The organism is Wujia sp. (assembly GCF_056872695.1).
The window spans coordinates 115,672-139,484 of record NZ_DBMFCD010000002.1 but is presented as its reverse complement, the minus strand read 5'-3'; the positions used below and the strand labels follow the sequence as shown (position 1 = coordinate 139,484).

At 37.9% G+C, this 23,813-nt stretch carries 17 protein-coding genes; 14 read left to right on the top strand and 3 right to left on the bottom strand.

Going from position 1 to position 23,813, the window contains the following annotated elements; translation table 11 throughout:
• Positions 1 to 19 precede the first annotated feature (19 nt).
• The 14 genes from rffA (at position 20) to ACZQK9_RS03220 (ending at position 20,098) form a co-directional block, all read left to right on the top strand.
• Positions 20 to 1,147 carry a dTDP-4-amino-4,6-dideoxygalactose transaminase gene (gene rffA, locus ACZQK9_RS03285; RefSeq protein ID WP_483269594.1) on the top strand — a complete coding sequence of 376 codons (1,128 nt, stop codon included), beginning with the start codon at positions 20 to 22 and terminating at the stop codon, positions 1,145 to 1,147.
• A 2-nt stretch (positions 1,148 to 1,149) separates the two neighbouring features.
• Positions 1,150 to 2,535, top strand: coding sequence for a lipopolysaccharide biosynthesis protein (locus ACZQK9_RS03280; protein WP_483269707.1), 1,386 nt, complete (start codon positions 1,150 to 1,152; stop codon positions 2,533 to 2,535).
• Positions 2,536 to 2,546: 11 nt separating this feature from the next.
• The gene (locus ACZQK9_RS03275) at positions 2,547 to 3,632 is read left to right on the top strand and encodes a hypothetical protein (protein WP_483269593.1); all 1,086 of its coding nucleotides are present in this window, start codon (positions 2,547 to 2,549) and stop codon (positions 3,630 to 3,632) included.
• Positions 3,633 to 3,654: 22 nt separating this feature from the next.
• Positions 3,655 to 5,634: a hypothetical protein gene (locus ACZQK9_RS03270; protein ID WP_483269592.1), complete on the top strand. Its 1,980-nt coding sequence runs from the start codon at positions 3,655 to 3,657 to the stop codon at positions 5,632 to 5,634.
• Between the two features lie 135 nt (positions 5,635 to 5,769).
• The gene (locus tag ACZQK9_RS03265) at positions 5,770 to 7,275 is read left to right on the top strand and encodes a hypothetical protein (RefSeq protein WP_483269591.1); all 1,506 of its coding nucleotides are present in this window, start codon (positions 5,770 to 5,772) and stop codon (positions 7,273 to 7,275) included.
• Positions 7,276 to 7,284: 9 nt separating this feature from the next.
• On the top strand, positions 7,285 to 9,690 hold the full coding sequence (locus tag ACZQK9_RS03260) for a YfhO family protein (protein ID WP_483269590.1): 2,406 nt from the start codon (positions 7,285 to 7,287) through the stop codon (positions 9,688 to 9,690).
• On the top strand, positions 9,653 to 10,321 hold the full coding sequence (locus tag ACZQK9_RS03255; protein WP_483269589.1) for an acylneuraminate cytidylyltransferase family protein: 669 nt from the start codon (positions 9,653 to 9,655) through the stop codon (positions 10,319 to 10,321). The genes ACZQK9_RS03260 and ACZQK9_RS03255 overlap by 38 nt, the downstream gene beginning before the upstream one ends.
• A gap of 14 nt (positions 10,322 to 10,335) precedes the next feature.
• Positions 10,336 to 11,958 carry an aldolase catalytic domain-containing protein gene (locus ACZQK9_RS03250; RefSeq protein WP_483269588.1) on the top strand — a complete coding sequence of 541 codons (1,623 nt, stop codon included), beginning with the start codon at positions 10,336 to 10,338 and terminating at the stop codon, positions 11,956 to 11,958.
• Positions 11,959 to 11,977: 19 nt separating this feature from the next.
• A complete protein-coding gene (locus ACZQK9_RS03245; RefSeq protein WP_483269587.1) occupies positions 11,978 to 12,469 on the top strand; it encodes a KdsC family phosphatase in 492 nt (163 codons plus the stop codon).
• A gap of 42 nt (positions 12,470 to 12,511) precedes the next feature.
• Positions 12,512 to 13,588 (top strand): acyltransferase family protein, encoded by a 1,077-nt coding sequence (locus ACZQK9_RS03240; protein ID WP_483269586.1) that lies wholly within the window; start codon positions 12,512 to 12,514, stop codon positions 13,586 to 13,588.
• Between the two features lie 57 nt (positions 13,589 to 13,645).
• Positions 13,646 to 14,509: a ComEC/Rec2 family competence protein gene (locus ACZQK9_RS03235; RefSeq protein WP_483269585.1), complete on the top strand. Its 864-nt coding sequence runs from the start codon at positions 13,646 to 13,648 to the stop codon at positions 14,507 to 14,509.
• 333 nt (positions 14,510 to 14,842) lie between these two features.
• Complete coding sequence (locus ACZQK9_RS03230; protein ID WP_483269584.1) at positions 14,843 to 17,374, top strand: YfhO family protein; 2,532 nt, start codon at positions 14,843 to 14,845, stop codon at positions 17,372 to 17,374.
• 69 nt (positions 17,375 to 17,443) lie between these two features.
• Positions 17,444 to 19,231, top strand: coding sequence for a S8 family peptidase (locus ACZQK9_RS03225; RefSeq protein WP_483269583.1), 1,788 nt, complete (start codon positions 17,444 to 17,446; stop codon positions 19,229 to 19,231).
• A 99-nt stretch (positions 19,232 to 19,330) separates the two neighbouring features.
• Positions 19,331 to 20,098: a zinc-ribbon domain-containing protein gene (locus ACZQK9_RS03220; RefSeq protein ID WP_216507839.1), complete on the top strand. Its 768-nt coding sequence runs from the start codon at positions 19,331 to 19,333 to the stop codon at positions 20,096 to 20,098.
• A 60-nt stretch (positions 20,099 to 20,158) separates the two neighbouring features.
• On the opposite strand, the gene ACZQK9_RS03215 is transcribed toward ACZQK9_RS03220, so the two are convergent.
• Genes ACZQK9_RS03215 through ACZQK9_RS03205 form a run of 3 tightly spaced genes read right to left on the bottom strand, consistent with a single transcriptional unit; the run spans position 20,159 to position 23,548 of the window.
• Positions 20,159 to 21,364, bottom strand: a complete 1,206-nt coding sequence (locus ACZQK9_RS03215; protein WP_021984791.1) for a ribose-phosphate pyrophosphokinase — start codon at positions 21,362 to 21,364, stop codon at positions 20,159 to 20,161.
• A 22-nt stretch (positions 21,365 to 21,386) separates the two neighbouring features.
• Positions 21,387 to 22,406, bottom strand: coding sequence for an ATP-binding protein (locus tag ACZQK9_RS03210; protein WP_483269582.1), 1,020 nt, complete (start codon positions 22,404 to 22,406; stop codon positions 21,387 to 21,389).
• Entirely contained in the window at positions 22,403 to 23,548 is a 1,146-nt protein-coding gene (locus tag ACZQK9_RS03205; RefSeq protein ID WP_483269581.1) for a DnaD domain protein, read from the bottom strand. The genes ACZQK9_RS03210 and ACZQK9_RS03205 overlap by 4 nt, the downstream gene beginning before the upstream one ends.
• Positions 23,549 to 23,813 lie beyond the last annotated feature (265 nt).

The window sequence follows — 23,813 nt, the reverse complement described above, 5'->3', positions numbered from 1 at the left end:
GGATGAAAGGGATACTGAAATGATTAATTTTAATTTGCCACCATATATAGGAACAGAAGATAAGTACATTATCGAAGCAATTCATAATAGAAAAATATGCGGGGATGGTGTATTTACAAAAAAATGCAATAAGTGGATTGAAGACGATACAGCAACAGCAAAGGCGTTATTGACAACGTCATGTACGCATGCAACTGAAATGGCGGCAATTCTCATTGGCACTCAGCCGGGTGATGAGGTAATTATGCCTTCTTATACCTTTGTTTCTACTGCAAATGCCTTTGTCCTGCGTGGGGCGAAAGTAAAGTTTGTGGATATAAGACCAGACACCATGAACATTGATGAAAAGTGCATTGAACAAGCAGTTACAGAAAAAACGAAAGCCATTGTTCCTGTTCATTATGCTGGCGTGTCCTGTGAGATGGATACAATTATGGATATAGCAAAAAAATACAATTTATATGTAATTGAAGATGCTGCACAGGGAATAAAAAGCACATATAAAGGTAAGAAGCTTGGTACGTTTGGTGATTTTGGCTGTTACAGCTTCCATGAGACGAAAAATTATAGCATGGGAGAGGGTGGCGCTATCCTGATCAGAGATAAGGATAAAGTTGAAGATGCCGAAATTATACGTGAAAAAGGAACGAATAGAAGTAAATTCTTCAGGGGTCAGATTGACAAATATACATGGGTAGAATCAGGCTCCTCTTATTTGCCGAGTGAGTTAAATGCAGCACATTTGTGGGCACAGCTGGAATCTGCAGATTTGATATTTGAAAATCGAATGAGAAGCTGGAATTTATATAACGAAAAGCTGTCTTCTCTGAGGGATAAGGGAAAAATAGAACTGCCTACGATTCCTGCAGAATGTGAACATAATGCACATATGTTTTATATTAAGGTGGAGGATCTGGCTGAACGAACAGAATTGGTGCAGTATTTAAAAGAAAAAAATGTCAATGCGGTATTCCATTATATTCCATTGCATAGTTCACCAGCGGGAAAGAAGTATGGTGAATTTGTTGGTGAGGATAAGTATACAACCAAGGAGAGCGAACGCTTGCTCAGATTACCAATGTATTATGGATTGAAAGAGGAAGAGGTTCTTTATATCGTCGATTGTCTAGAGGGATTTTGGTCATAAATATGAGTCAGCAAAAAAATAAGTATTTCATTGCGAGTATTTATTATGTCATTGGAAATATAATCGGACAGGGTGTTGTGTTGCTTTCATCCGCGATATTTACCAGAATTATGGACAAGGCTTCCTATGGCATGGTAAATACATATTCAGCATGGGTTCTTGTATTAAATACATTTATTGGGTTAAACTTATTTATTACTGTGAGAAATGCATATTTGGATTATAAGGATGATTATGAAAATTATCAGTCATCTATATTGTTATTTTCCTTAATTGTGTATGTCGTTTTTACAAGTATAATTATAGGAGTTATAAAGCTGGCAGGAATAAATGTAGATACGTTTGTTGTGTTTATTGCAGCATTGCAGGCGATATCTGTTCATACGGTTAATTATTCTATGGCAGTACTTTCCATGGAGGGAAAATATAAACCGCGAACTTTGTTGCTTGTGTTACCAAATGTTTTGCACACCCTGCTTTCGATTATTTTAATCATTATTTATACAGAGCATAAATATTACGCAAAAATAATTGGAAATGCGTTAGGTATTTTTGTATTTGCGTTAATTATTATTATACACACATTTCATGTGAAACGCCCGAAATATAATAAAGAATATTGGGGGTATGCTGCAAAAATAGCAGTTCCTGCCATTATGTGTACGCTTTCGGATTTGATTCTGTTGGAAAGTGACAGAATTATGTTGACTGAATTATCGGGTCCTGCTTCAACGGCAGTGTATTCTTTGATATATAATATTGGCTCGATTCTTATTGCCTTATATACAGCGATTAGTGGGGCATGGACACCTTGGTTTTATAAGAGCGTAGAAAAAGAAAAGGTGTCAGATATCCGCAAAGTAGAAAGCGTATATATAGGTATTTTTTGTTTTGGAGCGATCGGCTTACTCACAATTTCTCCGGAAATTATAAAAATTTTGTCACCGAAAACATATTGGAGTGGCATTGATTATGTCAGTCTCATTATTATAGCGTCTTATTTGATATTTTTATATTCTTTTTTGACTACATATCTGATGTATTTAAAAAAACCGGGAGTCATTGCGGTCAACACAGCGATTGCAGCGGGGTTGAATCTGATATTAAATTATTTTCTGATCAAGCAATATAATGGGATCGGAGCAGCTGTTGCAACAATAATCTCTTATACGGTTTTGTTTGTACTGCATTATTTTGCTGCAATACGGTATAGACGGGATGTATTTTGTTTGAAAACGATGCTGATTTCGATGCTTGCATTAATTGCTTATAGTGTTGTATTTGCATTTATTAAAGATTTGATTGTTGTAAGATATTGTGTAGTTGCAATTATTTTAATAGTGCTTGGGTATTTATATTTTACAAAGAAAAAAGACTTTAAATTTTAGAGGAGAGAGCGATGCGTGCATTTGTAGGAACGGTTCCGTTTACAATCATTGAGGCTGTCCACTTTGTGATTGCCAACAATTATGATGATGCGGATTTATATATGGTCAAGGTTTTTGATGGTGCGGAGGACGTTTGTGAACGTGTAAGGCAGACAGGTGTTTTTAAGAATGTTTATTTGGTAGAGGACGTGTTGCTCACATACCCAATTACAATAGAAAAGTGTATTCGCACAGTAAAAAACGGAAAGGCTTTTTTGAAGAGTACAAGGAATCGGATTTATGATGAAGTGTATTACAATAATAGTGGATGGTTGATTAATTCGATTTTTTATACGGCATTTTCCAGAGCAAATAAAAATATTAAGAACAAATTTCTGGAACATGGGTTCAATTCATATACGACGGTTTATTCAGACAAACCTTTTTACCTCCGGGTACTGATCCGGCTTGTGGGATTGAAATGCATGGATGGTACGATGCTGGATGAGATTCATATGTTTCATCCAGAGCTTATGCATATGAAGCATTATGGCAGGATTGTGAAAATGACACCAATGGATAGGAAAAATACAAGATTGGTGGGGGCATTAAATCATATATTTAATTATCATCCAGAAACGGATGAATTTGCAGATCGGGATATTATAATTATGGAACAGGGCCCGCAGAAGTTCACTTTTGATAAAGAGGGATTCTGGAAAAAGGTATTAAAGAATATTGATAAGCAGAAAACGATCATAAAGCCACATCCAAGACAGAAAAACAGTACATTAGGTGAAAATGGTATTAAGATAAGCACGAATTATACATTGCCTTGGGAAGTGGAGATTTTAAATATTGATATTGAGAAAAAAACACAGATTACTATTTTCTCAGGAGCGTGTGTATCTCCAAAATTGATATTTGATGAAGAACCAACGGTAATATTCCTTTACAAAATACTTCCATTGGATAGCAGTGTATGGGGAAAGGATTTTATCGAATTTGCAAATCAGTTGGGAGCAACTTATAGAAATAAGGAAAAATTCTTTGTTCCGGAGAGTTATGAGGAATATGAAGAGTATTGCAGAAAACATGGATTAGAGCCGGCTTTTTAAGGGGAAGAGGATATAGGTAATTATGCAGAAAAGGATGGAAAACCGCCCAATGGTATATAATAAAAAATTATTACAATGTATAATTATCAATTTGTGCATTCTGATTTTGCTCATGCAAGTGTTAACGCCACATCTGCAAAATGCGGATGATCATCTTATGAGTGTACTACTTATGGGAGGAAAGGGATCTGCAACGGCAGATGTAGTGTTTATTAATATTATTTTATCGAAAATAATATATTTCTTTTGCTGGTTATTCCCTGTTGTAAATTGGCTGGCGGTTTATGAAATTGGATTGGTTTTTGCCTGTTTTGTCATACTGTCCTATATTATTTATGTTAAATCAGATAATATTTTTCTTACATTATCTATAATCATAGTTTTCTGTCCCTATTGGTATATGCGTATTACTTTTTCGACGGCAGCCATTATAGGGGGAGTAGCTGGATTTCTTCTGCTATTATATTCGTATGAAAATAAAAGAAAAAGGAATACAATTATTGCAATTCTTTTAATTGTGTTTAGTTTTATGCTTAGAAATGTGGCAATCCTAGGTGTTCTGCCTATGTTTGGACTGGCATTTTTAAAGATAATATTTAAAAATAGAAAGAGTCTTAAATATTTTTTTGGATCTGTGTTTATTTTGTTAGCTGGATTATGTGTTACCGTTGCTGTTAATAAACTTTATTATAAAAATTGGAATCCCGCATATACGGAAATCAATAAAGCAAGAGCTTCGGTTATTGATTATGGATTGGCTGATTATAATGACATTAAGGAGCAGTTGGATGATATTGGGGTATCTGAAAATGATTATGCCATGATAAAAGCACGAGTGTTTGATGATTATTCCTTTTTTGATGCGGAATTGCTAAATAAGATAGCCCAAATTTCGAAAACACAGATCACAACGCAGACCAGATTGAAAGAGACATTTCGGAATTATCCGGAGGTGTGGAAGGATTCCTGTTTTTATATGGTTCCGCTTGCGACATGTTTATTTATGCTGTTGTGTGGAAATCTATTGTACATTATTGATGCTTTTTACATTAATTTTGTGGTACAGGCATATGTTATATATTTGAATTGTATAGTTGGAAGGTTCCCGATCTATATAAAAAATGGTATATGCTTTGCTGCAATTGGAGCTTTGAGCTATGCATTTTTGCAGTACAGGACTAAAAAGAAGAAGCATACCATTGGTAAAAAATCTTATATTATTTATGGAATTATAACAGTTCTGTTATTTTTTAATGTAAACGAAAAATTAATCATTAATCGTACAAGTGTATATAAACAGGAAGATGCGAGCCAATTTATAAATAGAATATCGAAGGAAGATAAATTTTATTTCGTAGATTTTGTTTCAAGGTCAGAGTGGCTTTATTGCAGAAGCGTCAGTGTTTTTGAGAATATACCAGAAGGGTATTACGGAAACATTATTCGAATTTCAAATTGGGATCGAGGGCTGGGGCAAACGAATGAACAATTGGCACGCGCAGGAATTGATTCTCCTTTTCAGGCATTATTAAATGATAATGTATACCTGCTTTCGAACGAAAGTGGGAATATGGACTTATTGAGAATCTATTTTAAGGAGCATTTTGATATTGACTGTTCTTATTCTATGATAGAAGAGGATGTGCTTGAGGGATTTAACGTCTATAAGTTTACTGATAAAATCAAACAGGCAGACAAAGAAGCTGGGGAGGTGGAACTGTTAAACTCGATGGACAATGGCCAATACAGGACATTATCTTTGTTTGTAAATGTTGATGATGATTCAGATGTCTATTTAGAGATGTCAGATAATAATCAGCGATATATGTATATGGCGGTCGACAGGAAACAGTGGTTTTCAATGGGGGAAGATTCATATGTAATTAAATTTGTGGTTCCCAGTAATGATGTTATAATGGGGAAACGGTATTATTTAAGAGTAGTGAAGAAAAGTAATGAAAAATACAGGTATGTAGATTCTAGAATTATCACAGATTTATAATAGGATAGTGGAATGAAAAAGAAAGCGTGTAATAAACTGAATAATATTGTAATTTCAATTCTGGTTGCGGTTTTGATATTTGTCGTCTATCGATTAATTTTTCCGGTATATAGTATTTCTCAAGAGGACTATTGTATGAGAAGTATCGTTACAGGGCGAGGGATGTCTGGAGACACGCATATTGTGTTTTCAAGTACTATTCTAGGAACAATAGCGAAATTTCTTTATTCTTTATTTGATATAAAATGTTGGGAGTATATGCAGATTGGATTGATTCTTCTGGCGTTTATTGATTTAAATTTACTGATAATCAAGAAAAATGATTTGAATTCTGTTCTGGTAATGACCTTGATCAACGTCGTTTTGGGATTAAGATTATACACACTGATAGACTATAAAACTACAGCAATGTTTGTTGGATGTGTTGGGTTAAGTAATATTGCTCTAGGCAATAAGGAACAGCATACGTGGATATGGATTGCAGAAAATATAGTTGGAATAATATTTTCGGCGTTTTCAGCACTGTATTCATGGAGAATCTCGATTGTATGTGTGTTGTTTATTCTGCCTGTTTTTATTGGTAATATTGAAAGACAAAGTCAAAAAAAGAGAAATATAATAAACAGGGTTGTGTGGATTGTTCCATATTTGCTTATCCTTATAGGCGTTTCTGTTTCTCAGAGTGTTTATTATTCAGATGGTAAGTGGGAACAGTGGCAGGAATATTACAAAGCGTACTCCGATATCCAGGAACATGGTGTACCAGATTGGGAGGAGTATAAGGAAGCGTATGAGGAACTCGGATTAAGTGAAAATGATGTATTGATTTTAGCATCCAATATTGCTCAGGATGAGAACGTGTTTCAGGAAGATGTAATTGTAAAAATCTCCCAAATAAGAGAATATGATGAGAATGTTCTGGACAACGAATTTTGGCAGTCATTTTTGGAGGGAATGATATATGGTTCCTTTGCGATTATGGTTGTGGGTACTTTTATTATATATTTTTTGACTGCTACCAGAAAAGATATCAAATATCTGATCTATAGTTTAATTTTATGTGCAACATTAATGGCTTTTGGCTATATACAAGGTGGGATGATCCTGATGCAACAGGCTTATTATGCAGTTGTGATTGGAGAAGTTATTTTCCTGCTGGATAGCATCGAATTTGTAAAATTACATCGGAAAGATGGAATCAATAGTGTAGTAAAATGTTTATCTGTTTTTGTTTTAGCATTATGTCTGATATACAATTACATGGATACAACGGCATCAGAAGTTTTGTCTGATGAACAGAAAATAGTATTCTCGGAAATAATGGAAGAATTATCTGCGGATGAAACACGGGTATATTGTTTATATGAAAATAATTTATATAATTATCTTCTGACAACAGACATTGAGTTGCCGGATAATGTTTGGATATTGGATGAATCAATAAAAAATTTACCTAATAAAAAGCAAATAGACCTACAGGATTTGTATAAACAAAAGGATGTCTATTTTGTGACTGGCAACGATTTGATGGTATGGACGATGTATAATTATTTAAATGAACATACTACAGACAGAGTTGATGTTTTGTGCGTGGAAGAAGCGTTGAATTACAAAGTACTAAAATACACTGTGAATGAATAAGGGAATTGCATGGGAACTATAAGTAATAAATTAAGTAAAAACAGGTATCTATTATACTTATTGATTATTAGCACTGTGATGTTTGTTATTTTGTATAATAAGATGATTTTTCATGGATATATTTATGCATATTATGACATAGGAAGAGATACCCTGGCTACTTATATTCCACGTTATTTTTTTGATTCGGATTGGATCCGACAGGGAAAAACCTCACAGTATTGCCTTCAAAATGGATTGGGAGTGTACACGTACAATCCGGTTTATAAATATATTTTTCCGTATAATTTTTTGTTGATGTTTTGCAACAACAGTAACCTGAATATTGTATTACTGGTGTCTTTATTTATAAAGATTATGATTATTTGTTCTGTATCATATTTGTATTTTAAAGGGATAACAGGAAATGAAAAGGCTGCTTTTGTTGCAGGGCTTGTTTGGACATTTTCAAGTTATATGGTTGTATGGGGGCAGCATTATCAGTTTGCCTCGTTAGTACTGGAATTTACAGTAGGGATATATGTTCTGCAACGATACTTAGAGGATAAAACGGGAGGAGCCTTGCTTGTTATCCCACTGGTTCTTATGGTGTGGGATAGTTATTTCCATTTGTATATGAATGGAATTTTTTTCGCGATATATACAGTGGTATGGCTTTTTATAAATAAAAGAAATATAAAAATCTATTTGAAAAAATTAGCAGGTTTAATCATTATGGCAGTTGTGGCCTGTGGAATAGCAATGATACAATTATTGCCTGCATTACAAAGTTTTTTTGCAAGTACAAGAACAGAGGATGTCAGTGTATCTGATCAGGGATTAGAACTGTTTTATAGCAAGAAATATCTGATTACTTTTATTGGAAGATTTTTATCTGCGAATATGTTAGGGGTGGGGAATGGTTATACAGGTGCGTATAACTATTATGAGGCAGCGTTACTTTCCTGTAGTGTCATTGTTGTTTTTTCTATTATATTTTTATTTTATGGAAAATATGTCAAGCGTGTGATCGGTTTAGGGATACTTGTCGTGGTATCACTTATAAGTCCGGTTGTGTCACAACTCATTGGTATGAATGACAAGAAACAGAGATGGTCGTATATGATCATTTACATTTTCTGTATTAGTGTGGCGTTTTTTGTAAAAGGTATATTGGAATTTGAGGATCGCCAAACATTGCATAAAATATTGAAAAGGACAGTTTTAGTGTCGGATGTGATAGGTGTAGTTGCGTTAACCGTTCTTTTGATTGTACAGAAGTTGACTGAGATAACGGTTTGTAAACGTGCGTTGTTGTGTTGTGTTGCTTTTTTTGTTATTTATTCAGTTTTGCTTTTAAGTATAGGTCAAAAAAAACAGAAATATATGAGTGGATTATTTGCAGGGATATTAATTCTGGAATTAATACTTTCAAATTATGCATCTATTAATTCAAGATATATTTTACAAGAAAAACAGTGGGATGAAACATATTTTAATGATGGCACAACGGAGGCTGTTACTCAGCTGAAAGAATTGGATTCTGGTATATATAGAGTAAATAAAACGTATATTTCGGTTGGTGAAAATGATGCATTGGTTCAGGGATATAATGGGCTTGCTGTTTATAATTCTTTGAATACGAGTGAATTGATTAATTTTTATAAATCTGCGGGATATGAGCTTATTAATGGTTTTTCTCATTGGTTAAGCGTACCTGTATATGATTATTATATTAATTGCCTGCTTGGAACCAAGTATGTCATTACGTTGCCAGATGAAGATTTATCAACGCCGGAATATAAATTATTACTGGAGACAGAATATAAAAAGATTTATGAAAATCAATATGCACTGCCTTTTGGATATTTGTATTCTGACCGGGTGTATAGCTCCGATATAGATTCGCTGGAACGTGTGAACAGACAGAAGTTACTTACAAAATATTTTTATATTACGGAAGAAAATCAGAAGTATGGAAACGAAATAAAAGCAACTCATGTAGATACCGAGGCTGTAACAAATATTGAGCATACGGCTGTCTTGGAGAATATACAGAGCTTACAGAAAACAGGTATGACTGATATATCTTTTGAAGATAGTATTCTGTGTGGTAAAGTAACGAATGATGACACAGATACAAAAATGCTTGTGATTCCTATTATTTTTAACAAAAACTGGAAAGCTTATGTTGACGGAGAAGCTGTGGATGTGTATAACGTAAATGGTGGAATTCTTGGAGTAAATATTACACAGGGGATACATGAAATAAAGTTGATGTATTCAGCTCCAAATGAGAAGCTTGCAAAAGGCATTAGTATTGGAATGCTGAGTATATATGTTGTTTATGAAGTAATGATGCTAATGAAGAAAAAATGGAAAAGGAGATATAAACAAAATGAAAACAGTTGCATTTGTACCAATAAAATTAAATAATCAAAGAACACCAGGAAAAAATACAAAACGATTTGCTGATGGAACGGCTTTGATAACGGTATTTTTAAAAACACTTGTAAAAGTGGAGGGGCTGGATGAAGTCTATGTGTTTTGCAGCAATCCGGAGATAAAGGAATATTTGGTAGATGGTGTAAAATTTTTGGAGAGACCGGAATATCTGGATACACAGCAGGCAACTCCGCAGGATATAATTGGAGAATTTATGAAAAGGGTTGATGCAGATATATATGCTGTTTGCCATTGTACTTCTCCGTTTGTAACAAAAGAACATTTTGAGGAATGTATAAATGCAGTTAAGAGTGAAAAATATGATTCGTCATTTACAGCAGAACGACTGCAGCATTTAATGTGGACGGATGATAATAAACCATTGAATTTTGATCCGACCTGTGTTCCAAGAACACAGGATCTGCCGGTTTATTATAATGAAGTTTCAGCGGCATATGTGTTTAAAAAGGAAGTTTTTGAATTATATAAAAGAAGGATTGGAGTAACTCCGCATATCACAGAGGTTTCAGGAGTGGAATGTGTAGATATTGATTATCCGGAAGATTTTGAAATTGCAAATGCAATTTATATGTCTATTGTAAAAAAAGATAAAAACTCATGAAAGGAGAAAATATTATGAATCATGCAATGTTATTAGACTGTACTTTAAGAGATGGTGCGTATTTAATTGACAAAAAATTTGGTGATAATAATATTAGAGGGATTATAGATGGTCTTGTGAAGGCAAGAATTGATTGCATTGAAATTGGTTTTTTCCAGGATGAAGGATTTGGGGAAGGAAAAACTGTTTATAAGAATTCTGCTGATGCAAAGCGATTTGTGCCAGAGGAAAAAAATGGTGCAATATTTACGGTGTTAGCTGATTGCAGCAGATATTCTGTCAGTAATCTCGATGAATGTGATGGAACTTCGATTGATGCGGTTAGAGAATGTTTCTTTAAAAAGGAACGTGATCAGGCAATCAATAATTGCAAAGTAATAAAGGAAAAGGGATACAAATGTTTTGTTCAGCCAGTCGATATTCTGGGATATTCGGATATGGAACTGATTGAACTTATTAATATGGTAAATGAGGTAGAACCATATTGCCTGTCGATTGTTGACACATTTGGATCCATGTATCAGGAGGATTTACACAGAGTATTTGAGATTATTAATCATAATCTTACGCCAACATGTAAAATAGGATTTCATTCACATAACAATATGCAGATGTCAAATGCGCTGTCGCAGGAGTTTATAAGGATGACATATGGAAAAAGACAGGCTGTTGTGGATGGAACGATATCCGGAATGGGAAGAGGCGCCGGAAACACACCAACGGAGCTGATTGCACAATATATGGTTTCAAAGCTTGGTTATAATTATGACATGGACGTTCTTCTTGATATTATAGATGACTATATGGATAACATTAAATCAAAATGCAGTTGGGGATATACAACACCATATTTTGTGGCAGGTTGTTATAGTGCGCATGTAAATAATATCACGTATCTGATGCAGAAGAGTAGTATCCGTTCCAAAAATATCAGGTATATTTTAAATAAGATAGGAGCGATCGCCAGAAAACGATATGACTATGATTTACTTGAGAAGACATATTTGGAATATTTATCATCAGATGTCGACGATGGGGATAATCTTGAAAAATTACGTTCCGAGTTAAAAGGTCAGGATGTATTGATTGTGGCTCCTGGAGGATCTGTAGTTGAGCAAAAGGATCAAATTGATGAATATATTCAGCGTTGTCATCCGATTGTGATTAGTGTTAATTTTGTTCCGGCGGAGTTAGAAACAAATTATGTATATATGAGTAATTCCAGAAGATATAATTTTTGGAAAAATAACCCGAATTATGTTCCATTGAAAAAAATTATAACATCTAATCTGAAAACAGAAGCAGAAAACAGTACGGAAATGGTTATATCATTTAACAGACTGGTAAAATGCGGATGGGAACATATTGATAATTCTGCGTTAATGCTATTGAGATTATTGGATATGGCAGATGTGAAGAGCATTGCAATAGCAGGATTTGATGGCTATAGCCATTTGGATGGGAAGTCTGCGAATTATGCATCGCCAGAGCTGGAGTTATATAATGTTACTCAAAATCCGGGGGAATTAAATGAAGAAATTGCAAACATGCTTGTAGATTATGTAAAAACAAGAAAAAGTAATGCAAAGCTGTTGTTCGTAACGCGCTCAAGATTTGAAGCGTGCTTAAATGAATAGGGTAAGAGGGATAAATAGCATGATCAAATTTTTAATAATGGATGTGGATGGAACATTAACAGATGGAAAGATTTATATGGGAAATCAAGGGGAATTGATGAAGGCATTTGATGTGAAAGATGGCTGTGGAATTAAAGATATACTTCCCCAATATGGAATTGTTCCAATCATAATTACCGCTCGAGAGAGTGAAATCCTGAAAAAAAGATGTGCGGAAATTCAGATATTTAATCTGCATCAGGGTGTACGAGAAAAGTTTGCAAAACTTTTGCAGATCATAGAGGAGTATAATGTCCAACATGGAACAAAGTATGGTTTGGAAAATTGTGCGTATATAGGAGATGATATTCTTGATTTGCAATGTATGATGCCGATTAAGGAAAAAGGTGGAGTCGTCGGATGCCCTATGGATGCTGTTTTGAAGGTACGGAATATCTCTGATTTTATATCCGCTTATAAAGGCGGAGAGGGTGCAGTGCGTGACTTCATAGAGTGGTTAGTAGAAGAATAAATAATACTGTAGAAATTGTTAGAAACATAGGGAGAAAGCTTGATGGAAATGCAAGAAAACATGTTTACGAAGACAGAAACTTTAAAAGCAAAATGTTTAGCGGTGCTGTTATTATTATTTCATCATATGTTTTCTTCTCCTGAGGGGATCGCAGAAAAAATAAATACGCATATATTGCCTTTACGGGTGTTAAATACTTTAGCGATTGATGCCAGATTTTGCGTTTGGATTTTTGCTTTTTTATCGGCGTACGGAATGACAGTAGCGTATAATAAATTTGAAGGAGGAAATAATAGATATTTTCTTCATCGTTGCCTGACATTATATAGCTTTTGTCTGCCTATATTAGCCATACATTATGTATTAAATATTATATTTAAAAACCCTGTAGGCATGATTTATAAGCCTATATATATAATATTTAATATATTAGGTATATCTGATTGGGTTTCATATCCTGCATTGGGCGATGTGTATTGGTATATATCTTTTACGCTTGTATTAATTATATTTTTCCCTTTTTTATATAGAGTTTGTGATATATATCAATATATAGTATTTTTTATGGGGATTATTATTTTACACGGATATATAAATCTTGGAATTCATTCGGATGTAGGAGGCTATTATGTACAATATTTATTTGCGATATTAATGGGGATCATATTTGCACAAAAGGGAATATGGAATAAAATATATACATTTAATCAAAGGAAGTATAGCAAAAAATTTCTTTTTGTTGTGACAACATTGTGTATGCTGGTGCTTCCATATATTAGAAATACTTATATTCAGTCGGATGTTTTGCAAGTTAAGCAAATTTTGATGACTTTTGCTGCGCTGGCAGGCTGCAGTTTTACATTTATATGCTGTAGATGGAAGTGGTTAAATATAGTTATGACATTTGTAGGTAAACATTCAGCAAATATTTTTTTGATTCATCCTTTGGTATTAAGATATCTGGGTAATGTGATATATTATACAAAGAATGTGTTAGTATCATATGTTACATGCGTTGGAATTAGTATTTTATTATCAATGGTGTTAGAACAGATATTGGAAAAGACAGGGTATAACGCATTGATTAAAAAAATCGACAATTACATTTGCAAGAAGTAATAAAACGAAAGATACAGGATTTATGTTAGAAAAAGTAAGAAGAAAAAGTGTATAGCGGTGATACTTATAGGTTTAATTCTATTAATAGCAGTTTGTATATTGTTGTGGAATAGAAAAAAACATAAGAACAATTATTATGAAATTACCCAATATGGATTGGATAATGATTCTCAAGCTATGTTTTATACTATAAAGTCTCCGACTGGTCAGTTGGCAGTTATTGATGGAGGAACTAAGGGATATGCAGAATATGTAAGACAAGTTTTGGCAAAGGAAGGAAATAAGGTTGATGCATGGATACTTACGCATGCACATGAAGACCATATGGGAGCCTTTGTGGAAATTATGCAATCTTCGCATAAAATTGAAGTATCAAACGTATATACAATAAATATTGATTATGCGTATTATGCATCTGTCGCACAACCTGTAGATCGATTAGACGTATATGATAAATTTCTGAATTTAGGGCTCTCTAATGTTACATATTTACAGGAGGGGGATAGCATTGATTTTATAGGATTGACACTTGAGGTTTTTAATGCATATTCGGATGCACATAAAAAAGGTGATATACAAGGCAATTTAATGAATGAGTCTTCGTTGGTGTTTAAGCTTACGAATAAGAGGGAAAGTATATTATTTTGTTCAGATACAGGGGATAAAAGTGTACATCAGAAACTTATTTCTACATATGGGGACAAATTAAAATCAGATTATATGCAAGTAGGACATCATGGGGCTGGGTACAGTGATAATTTTTTTGATGTTGTACAAGCATCTGTATTATTTATTGATGCACCGAAAAGCCTTAGAGAGTGGAAAGATTATCCTGTTTATGGAAATCTTGAGTTGTTAAAAGAAAAAGGATATACAGTATATACATATGAAACAGCTCCTAATACAATTTTTTTACATTAAAAATCAGGTACATATAAATAAATGACATGCAAAAGCCCGTATGGATTCCCCAATCCATACGGGCTTCCTATGTAAAACACATTGCGGGGTATTGCATTCGAACATCAACAACCCCATCTCTCCCCAAGATGTTCAAAGGTGTTTGCTTTGAACAAATTCATTGTAGCAAAAATGACCAAAAAAACAACCTATGTGGCATACTTGACGTGATTTTTGACGTACATTTTCATTCTAGGGGATAAAAAAGCGCATTTCACACAAATTATATACAATCCATTCAATTCCATGTATAATATCCCATAACAAACTCTATACAAAGGAATATAAGCAAAGATGTCAGACAAATTGAAACAATTATCCACTTCGAAGAAGCGTTTTTTATTATGCGCCGGTGCGTTTTTACTTACATTAGCGGCGATGTATGCTATGTATATCGTGATGAAGGTTCCGCCTTTTGGAAACCGGTCGATTGCATGGGAGGATGCAGATATACAGTATCTGGACTTTTTCTCTTATTTTCGGGACGTACTCATGGGGAAAAATCGAATTGCATATAGCATGACGAATACACTGGGAAATGGTGGAATCGGATTATATAGTTATTATCTGGCGAGTCCATTTAATCTGTTGGTCGTATTATTTAAACAGTCGCAGTTGGAAGTTTTTTTCTCTTTGATAGTTGCGCTGAAGGTGGCTGCAGCTTCTGCGACAGCATGCTATTTTTTGCAGGTGCGGTTTGCAGATCGGATTGATGCGGTGATTACCGTGTTGCTTGCCTGTGGATATGGGATGATGCAGTATGATCTGGCGCAGTGTTCGAATGTGATGTGGCTGGATGGTGTATATATGCTGCCACTTATGCTGCTTGGCGTGTATAAGGTTGTCGAGAAGAAACAGATTCATCCACTTGCCATTGCGACGGCACTGTCGATTCTGTTTAACTGGTATACGGGTGGCATTAACTGCCTGTTTTCCATCTTTTATGTTGTAATCGAATATGCTTTGTATATGTGTCGGGAGAAAGTATCGGTAAAGCAGGTATTCCGGGCGATTATCCGTTATGGGATTGCCATGCTGCTTGGTGTCTGTATGAGTGCAGTGTTGTTTTTGCCGACGGTATTTGATTTGCGAAAGGGCAAAGGCAGCAGCTTTAATCTGGAAATGCTACGTAATTCATTCTCAGGAAATCCGTTGTTTGTGATTCGTGATTACACGATCGGGGGAATCAGTACGCCGACGGAGGCATCCTTATTTGCCGGAAGCCTGATTCTAATCGGATGTCTGGCTGTGTATTTCAATCATAATTATAAATGGTCTGAAAAAATCGTGCTTGGTATCGGTATGATATGTAGCCTGGTAGTGTTTTTCTATGCACCGACGCATTTGCTGTTTTCTCTGTTGAAAAATGCGTCCAGTTATTGGTTCCGTTATTCCTATGTCAGCATTTTTTATCTGTTGTTTGTGGCGGGAAATGCGTATGCAAAGCCGGATAAAAAGCTGCGGTACTGGATAATCGTGCTTCCATATCTTGCTGTTTATCTGATATTGAGTATCGTGCGGCCGCGCTACACATGGATTCAGGTCGGTTTAACTGCAGCATTTGTAATTGTGATCGCAGTAGGCTTGCAGCTTGGAATACAGAAAGCACCGTCAGGGAAAAAACGGATATCCATATTGGCTTTGCTGACCGTGTGTGCAATTGCAGAGCTGGACGCAAACGCCTGTTATCTGAGTTCTACTTATTGTCTGAAAAAAGCGGATGCATATCGGTCCTATGTGACGGAGACGGACAAGCAGCTTGGTGTGCTGCGCGCCTATGATCAGGGACAATATCGGATTTCGCAGACAAGCCGGCGGTCAAATGTTGCACATCTGGACGAATCATTGGGGTATAATTATTGGGGAAACACAGGTTATACATCGAGCCCGGACAATCAGCAGCTTCAGCTGTTAAACCGGTTGGGCTATAAAATGCATGGGGAGTGTCTGAATGTGGTTGCCGGTTCTATATTAGCTGCGGATTCCCTGCTTGGTGTAAAATATGTTATTTCAGAACAGGCATATCCGGGATTGCTCCCGATACAGGAGCTGCCGGAGGCAAATGGAAAGCAGGTATATGAAAATCCATATTGCCTGCCTCTTGCGAGCAGATACATACCGAAAGATGAGACATATACAAATCCGTTTGAGTATCAGAATCTGCTGTATAGCGAGCTTTGCGGGGAACAGGTAGAGATTTATACCCGGCTGAATGTTACAAGCCATACAGAGGAAAATAAGCGTATTTATGACATACAGATTCCGGATGGAAACCATGTTGTGTATGGAAATATCGAGACAGACCGCTATGTGAAGGGGCGTGTGGGACGTGTCGGAAGTGACGGAAAGGGTTATTCCGACTGGCTTTCTATGGGTGTATTTTACATTGCGCACGAACCGGAAGAATCAGAGATATCGGTTTATTTTTCATATCCGGAGGCGCTTATGATCTGGGACGAACAGTTTTATGCCTTGAATCTGGATGCTCTGCATATGGCATCGCAGAAAATCTCTGAGAAGCAGCCGGAACAGCTGGATATTAAAAATGGTAAAGTTTCCTGTACAGTGACGGCGCGGGCAGGGGAGTATCTGTATCTGTCTGTTCCATATGGTGCCGGGTGGACAGTGACGAGAAATGGAGTTCCTGTCGAAGCGGATATGTTTGCAGAGTGTATGGCATCCATCCCGCTTGAAGAAGGGGAGAATGTAATTGTGATGACCTATCGCATCCCGCATATGCGCAAGGCAATTCTGATATCATTATTTGGTGTGTGCTGCCTTGCGGGAATTCTGATCTTACAGAAAAAACGAAAGCTTGAATTTTAAGTGAATATGGATATATGCCAATCCCTCAGCATACATTTTGCTGAGGGATTTTTATGTTTAGGGGTTGCGATGGACACAGAGTTATATAATTCGGCGTGTGAGGCATATGTATACGATGAAGATGTGCTGGATTTTCTGGTAAAATATGACAACAATTTGGAGGGGGAATTACAGGTATTACAGCCGGACTGTGTGACCGTGATCAACAGCCAGTTTCTGGTGGCATACCGGCGCGCTTATGATGCGAATGGGATGCCTGTTTCAACACAGGAATTGTTCCGGCTTGGGTATGACCGGATTCCAAAGTGCTATGGACTGACAGATACGTCGGCGCTACAGGGAATTGGCGTGGGCGCAGTGCAGAGTGTGCCGGGGCTTTCCCTGTTTGGAAAAGATGTACTGATTGGATTTGTGGATACCGGAATTGATTTTGCAAACCCTCTGTTCCGACGGTCCGATGGTACATGCCGCGTGCGTGCAATCTGGGATCAGACGCAGGAACTGCCGGAGAATCCGATATTTGGGTATGGACGGGAATACACACAGGAAGAACTGAATCTTGCCGTGCAGTCGGAACAGCCATACACACTTGTTTCAAGCCGTGATACGGATGGGCATGGAACCTTTCTTGCCTCTGTGGCTGCTGGGAATATGTATACAGAGGGAGGAGATATTTTTTCCGGAGTGGCACCGGAGACGGAGATTTTGATGGTTAAATTAAAACCGGCAAAGCGGAGGCTGCGGGAATTTTTCCTGATTCCTGCAGACGTACCGTGTTACTCAGAGGCAGATATCATACTTGGTGTCAAGTATCTGATCAATAAGGCGATGGAGTTTGGAAAACCGCTGGTGATCTGTCTGGGACTTGGAACAAATCAGGGCGATCATAATGGGAATCTGAATCTGGAACTATATCTGGACACAATCGTAACATTACCCGGTGTCTGTGTAGTGGGAAGCGCTGGAAATGAGCTTGGTGCAGGCGGACATTTTGCAAGCTTATCTACCTTCCATCCGGGCAATCAGAATGGTATGGTGCGTCCTCAGACACGGACAGTCAGAAATGAGATGGAGATTTACGTGGAGGGCGTGAATCCGGGTTTTTGTCTGGAAATCTGGGGGCGTGCACCGAGCCTGTACCAGATTGCAGTATATTCTCCAACCGGACAAAAATTTGACCAGCTGCTTCCGAACCAGGATACATCTGGTATGATTACGTACCTGTATGAGGGAACTGTGTTATATGCGGAAAGCATCGTTGTGGAGAATAATTCGGGAGATCCGTTTATCTTACTGCGATTTGATCGGCCGGCGTCTGGAATCTGGCGTATCGAAGTGACAGAAAATTACAGTGGATTCCCAGCTGGTTATGATGCGTGGCTGCCAATCCGGCAATTTTTGGAGGGAAATACACGTTTTTCCAGACCAGATCCGGAGGTGATTTTATGTGCCCCTGCAAATGCACGTGGAACGATTACCGTGGCAGGCTATAATCATTTGGACAATTCCCTCTATGTAGAATCAAGTCGGGGATATACCCGGAAAGGACGGATACAACCGGATTTTGCAGCACCGGCTGTCCGGGTTTCCGGTCTGTTGGCAGGAGGGAGTGGCACACGCCCGTTGTTTGTGAGAAGAAGCGGAACCAGCGTGGCTGCTGCACTGACTGCCGGCGCTGCGGCATTGCTTCTGGAATGGGGTATCGTGCAGGGAAATAATTTCAGTATGAATACGGAAGTAATTCGCCAGATACTGATTCGGGGAGCCAGAAACGTTGTGGATATAGGATATCCAAACTCTGCCTGGGGATGGGGCGCGCTGGATGTTGCTCATGCATTTGAGATTCTGCGAGGATGAAAACGACGAAACATGCATCTGGACAAATGACGAAAAAAAGGGTATCATAAAGGAAATATGTCAATACGATTCAAAATAAAAACAGGAGTTGTATAGAGTATGGTATGTAAGCATTGTAAGGCGGAAAATGAAGACGGGGCATTGTTTTGCAGTAGTTGTGGAAAACCGCTGGAGGATGAGGAACACGAGCGCACACAGATGCGTGGAAACACAAAATTATATATTGGAATATCTATTGCGTTGATGGTATTTCTGGCGAGTGGACTGGTCTTTGGTTTCTTTTACTTTAGCAACAAAGTACAGAAAGCAAATGATGAGCGTAACACGATTGCGTCGGAGAGCGATGTTGCAGCGAATTATTTCCGTTCCCAGATTCGGGAACAGGAGGATGCAATCGCAGAGTTGCAGTCTCAGATTGATCTTCTGAAAGCGTCGATTGCAGATTATCAGAACAAAGAAGCAGATTATAAGAAGCAGATTACAGCGCTTGAAGATAAGGAAGAAGCAATGGATGGTCTGGCAAGCTTTACGGATGCAGTGCCATCACAGGGCTATGAAGATATGTTTGTCAGTGATACCTTCTTGAAGTGCACGTCATCCGTGACAGAGACAACAGAGGAAGGCGAGGGCGCAACGGAATCACAGACACCACAGGAGACTGTACTTCGCGTATGTATTTCCGGAGATATTGAGGTAAGCGTAGAATCTTCGGATGAGGATGTTGCAAGCTTTGCATGGGATACTTCACCGGTCGGACCGTCGGTAGCGAGGTTACGTGTGATCCCGGGAAAGAAAGGAACGGCGATTTTAACGTTTACAAACAACTTAAATGACGAACAGATTAAGGTGTATGTCTATGTACAGTAATATAGAATAAATAAAAGAAGCACGGTTCATCTTTGAACTGTGCTTCTTTTTTGCTTTGATTTATACGGTTGGAGCTTTGTAGTTATCGGAGATTGTTCCGAACTCCTTGTACTCCTGAATTCTTGACTGAATACGCTCAGACTGATCCAACAGACTGCTGATGGAAGCATTGTGATTCAGGTGATCAATCAAGGTTGCGATATATTTGCTCAAGTCAGCAGACTCATACCAGTCATGGTTGAAGAGCTCTGGATCCTGATATGTGAGGTTTGTAGTAATAACCTTTTCGATGGTTCCCTCTGCCTTTGCCTGATCAAAGATATCCAGACCGGCAGTAAACAGACCGAAGGTTGCAAGACAGTAAACACGTCTAGCCTTGCGTGCTTTCAGCTGACGGGCAACATCCAGCATACTTTCACCGGAAGCAATCATATCATCGATGATGATTACATCCTTGCCCTCTACGCTGTCTCCTAAGAATTCATGAGCAACAATAGGGTTCTTACCATTTACGATCGTTGTATAATCACGTCTCTTATAGAACATACCAACATCGACACCTAAATGGTTTGCAAAGTAGATTGCACGGTTCATGGCACCTTCATCCGGGCTGATCACCATCATGTGATCGCTATCCAATGTCAGATCCGGAGTTGTACGGAGCAGTGTCTTGATGAACTGATAGGTTGGCATGATATTTTCAAAGCCACTGTACGGAATGGCGTTCTGGACACGTGGATCGTGAGCATCAAATGTTATGATGTTGTCAACGCCAAGTCCGACTAATTCCTGCAATGCGATTGCACAGTCTAAGGACTCGCGGCTGCTGCGCTTATGCTGGCGGCTCTCATACATGAAAGGCATGATAACTGTGATACGGTTTGCCTTGCCCGCCATGGCGGCGATGACACGTTTCATATCGGAATAATGGTCATCCGGGGACATCATATTGGTCTTGCCACAAATCTTGTACTCAATGCTATGGTTTACAACATCCACCATAATATATACATCGGTACCACGCACGGAATCCTGTAAAGTACCTTTTGCTTCACCGGAACCAAAACGTGGACAGGATGACTTCAGAATATAAGAATCTCTCTCATAGCCTGCAAATGTGATGTTATCCTTGTGTTCGTTGTGACGTTCTGCTCTCCAGCGTGCAAGGTAGCTATCGACTTTTTCTCCGAGGGCTTTGCAGCTCTCCAAAGGGATAATTCCGAGCTTTCCGACTGGAACTGTAATAAGATGACTTGAATCTGGCATGATTTTTTCCTCCATTGTGTGATTACAGCTTAGAACCCTGTATCATTTCTTTTTTTCTTTTTTGATACCTTATGTTTTCACCATACAACTGTAGTACAGTGTAACGTTCAATAATACGGGACATAATACGCTCGGAATATCGTTCCTGTAATTCCTTCATGGAAAGATTGGTCGAGATGACCGTTGATTTTCCTGCAAGTCCCCTCTGGTTGATGACCTCGAAAAGCTTTGAGCAGACGAATGCATTCGTTGTCTCGGTTCCTAAATCATCAATTATCAACAATTCGCTATTATAAATATAATTGTATAATTGTTCAAGCTCTAATTTTTTATTCATTACATATTGTCCAAATACCTGCTCAAATAAATCATTTGCTGACAGGTATAAAACAGTATGTCCTTCGTCCAACAATGCCTTAGCAATACAGTTTGTGAGAAATGTTTTGCCAAGACCAGTTTCTCCATATAATAACAGATTTCCGCGATCTGTGCTTTGTACGGCGAATGTATCTACAAAACGGCGGACCAGATACAGGATATTCTTTGCATTGTCATATGGACTGACCGGCCAGCTGCGGTTCTCTGGAATAACAGGATTGTAATAATCCAGATCAAAGGTATCGAAATTCTCAGAATCAAGGATCTGAGTCATGTTCGATTGCAAGTAGAGTGCATCGACAATATGGCGCTCGAAACAGGTACATACGTTTCCGTCCACGTAAGCGAGATCTTTGCAGATCGGGCAGTCATAAATCGGATCCAGATAGGTGGCAGGGTAACCATGTGCCATCAGTAATTCCTGTATACGGGCAGAATTGCTGCGATTCTGACTGGAGATTTCCTGCGCATCAGCATTCTGTCCGAGCGCTTTCTTTTTCGCAAGTGCAATATAGGACAGCTTGCTTTCGGATTGCAGTTTTTTTATCTCAGGAATTTTTGTATAGATTTCTTCCTGTCGTTCCTGCAAGCGGCGTTTGTTCCGTAAGCGAACCTGTTCGTAATCGTGCAGGATATTTTCTTTTTTCAGTAACTCAAAATTCATTTACCGTTTACCTCTTTTTGGAACAGTTTCTCCATTTCGTCAAGTTCAGAGCTCATGTTGCTCTGTGTAAAGTTTGTAAATGCATTTCCGCTTTTTTTTGCAGCAGCAGGGGATTTCTGATTCTTTGCTGTCTCAGCATGTGCAAGATCTTCCTGCTTGATACCGGTAAAGTCTGTCACACCTGCATTATGCCAGGCTGTTAAAATACCATTTACGTATTTGATTGTAGGATTCTGTGTATGTAAAACAGCACGCTTGCAGGCTTCTTCTACGATATCTTCCCCGTAGCCATAATCCTTGGTCCATGTCTTAAAAAATTCCTGCTCTATGGTAGTCGGCGCACCACGTTTGATGCCGAGTGTCTTATAGAATACACGGCAGACGCCGCTCATAAGAGTGTATTGTTCCTTTGCCTGAGCTTTTGTTTTGATACCGTCCTGATACCAGCCGATGGCAGTTGCCTCTAAATATCGGCAGTTTTTCTTCTTCATTGTTGTACAGTATTCAATCAGGTACTCAAATAAGTCCACACTGAATCCAAGTGTATCGTAGATGTACATTAAAGATTGTGTATCCGACTGTGAAATCGGCTTCTCAAATAAAGTCTCTACCTGATATAATATATCTTCCCAATCCTGATCGCGCAAGAGTTTATCGATATCTTTCTGGGTGAATTTCGGCTTTTGCGGTGCAGAAAGCTCCATAGCCGGAGTTGTGATCGGAACAATCTTTGCGGATGCCCGGTTGGAGTCTTCCGACGTGTCAGCTGTTTCGGTACGCGCAGGAACTGTGTCTGAACGAAGCAATGAAAATGCATCCGGCTCTGTGGATAATTCCATCTCCGGAGTCTTCAAAGGAAGTACTACGATGCCGGTCGGCTGTCCCTTTCCGTCAAATGTGAGGCGCAGGGCATCTTTCGTTACCCAGTACTTGATTGCGCGACAGATATCTTTTTCTGTGAGGTTGAAATGATCGGCAATCTCAGCAACTGAGATCTGTTGTCTGCTGTTCAGCAGACGGATCAGATACAGATATACTTTTACAAACTCCCCGTTTGCATCTGTCATATAATAGTCGATAAAAAAGTTTGAGATTGAAGAATAAGTCTCGCTATTTTCAGTTGAAATCGTAATCGTCTTCATAGTTTTTTGAACCTTCCCTTCGTTGCTTCACCTAGAAGCATTTCAAATTATAGCATGAAGAAAATTAAATTCAAGCGAACATCTTTTCGGTCGGACTTTTTACGAAAATTGTGGAAATTGTGGATAATGTGGACAATGAGTTACCATAAAAACAGAGGGTGTGGAATCAAGCCATTTATGGACGATTTATGTTACAATTATGTTAACTAAAAATGAAAAGACCTGTTTGGTAATTTCCCCCAAACAGGTCTGTGGATAATGTGGA

What these genes read in the sequence shown, in the direction of transcription:
- ACZQK9_RS03265 (WP_483269591.1), top strand. Translation starts at nt 5,770, where the DNA reads ATGAGAAGTATCGTTACAGGGCGAGGGATGTCTGGAGACACGCATATT.
- ACZQK9_RS03250 (WP_483269588.1), top strand. Translation starts at nt 10,336, where the DNA reads ATGAATCATGCAATGTTATTAGACTGTACTTTAAGAGATGGTGCGTAT.
- ACZQK9_RS03240 (WP_483269586.1), top strand. Translation starts at nt 12,512, where the DNA reads ATGGAAATGCAAGAAAACATGTTTACGAAGACAGAAACTTTAAAAGCA.
- ACZQK9_RS03255 (WP_483269589.1), top strand. Translation starts at nt 9,653, where the DNA reads ATGAAAACAGTTGCATTTGTACCAATAAAATTAAATAATCAAAGAACA.
- ACZQK9_RS03220 (WP_216507839.1), top strand. Translation starts at nt 19,331, where the DNA reads ATGGTATGTAAGCATTGTAAGGCGGAAAATGAAGACGGGGCATTGTTT.
- ACZQK9_RS03230 (WP_483269584.1), top strand. Translation starts at nt 14,843, where the DNA reads ATGTCAGACAAATTGAAACAATTATCCACTTCGAAGAAGCGTTTTTTA.
- ACZQK9_RS03210 (WP_483269582.1), bottom strand. Translation starts at nt 22,406, where the DNA reads ATGAATTTTGAGTTACTGAAAAAAGAAAATATCCTGCACGATTACGAA.
- ACZQK9_RS03270 (WP_483269592.1), top strand. Translation starts at nt 3,655, where the DNA reads ATGCAGAAAAGGATGGAAAACCGCCCAATGGTATATAATAAAAAATTA.
- ACZQK9_RS03245 (WP_483269587.1), top strand. Translation starts at nt 11,978, where the DNA reads ATGATCAAATTTTTAATAATGGATGTGGATGGAACATTAACAGATGGA.
- rffA (WP_483269594.1), top strand. Translation starts at nt 20, where the DNA reads ATGATTAATTTTAATTTGCCACCATATATAGGAACAGAAGATAAGTAC.
- ACZQK9_RS03275 (WP_483269593.1), top strand. Translation starts at nt 2,547, where the DNA reads ATGCGTGCATTTGTAGGAACGGTTCCGTTTACAATCATTGAGGCTGTC.
- ACZQK9_RS03205 (WP_483269581.1), bottom strand. Translation starts at nt 23,548, where the DNA reads ATGAAGACGATTACGATTTCAACTGAAAATAGCGAGACTTATTCTTCA.
- ACZQK9_RS03260 (WP_483269590.1), top strand. Translation starts at nt 7,285, where the DNA reads ATGGGAACTATAAGTAATAAATTAAGTAAAAACAGGTATCTATTATAC.
- ACZQK9_RS03215 (WP_021984791.1), bottom strand. Translation starts at nt 21,364, where the DNA reads ATGCCAGATTCAAGTCATCTTATTACAGTTCCAGTCGGAAAGCTCGGA.
- ACZQK9_RS03225 (WP_483269583.1), top strand. Translation starts at nt 17,444, where the DNA reads ATGGACACAGAGTTATATAATTCGGCGTGTGAGGCATATGTATACGAT.
- ACZQK9_RS03280 (WP_483269707.1), top strand. Translation starts at nt 1,150, where the DNA reads ATGAGTCAGCAAAAAAATAAGTATTTCATTGCGAGTATTTATTATGTC.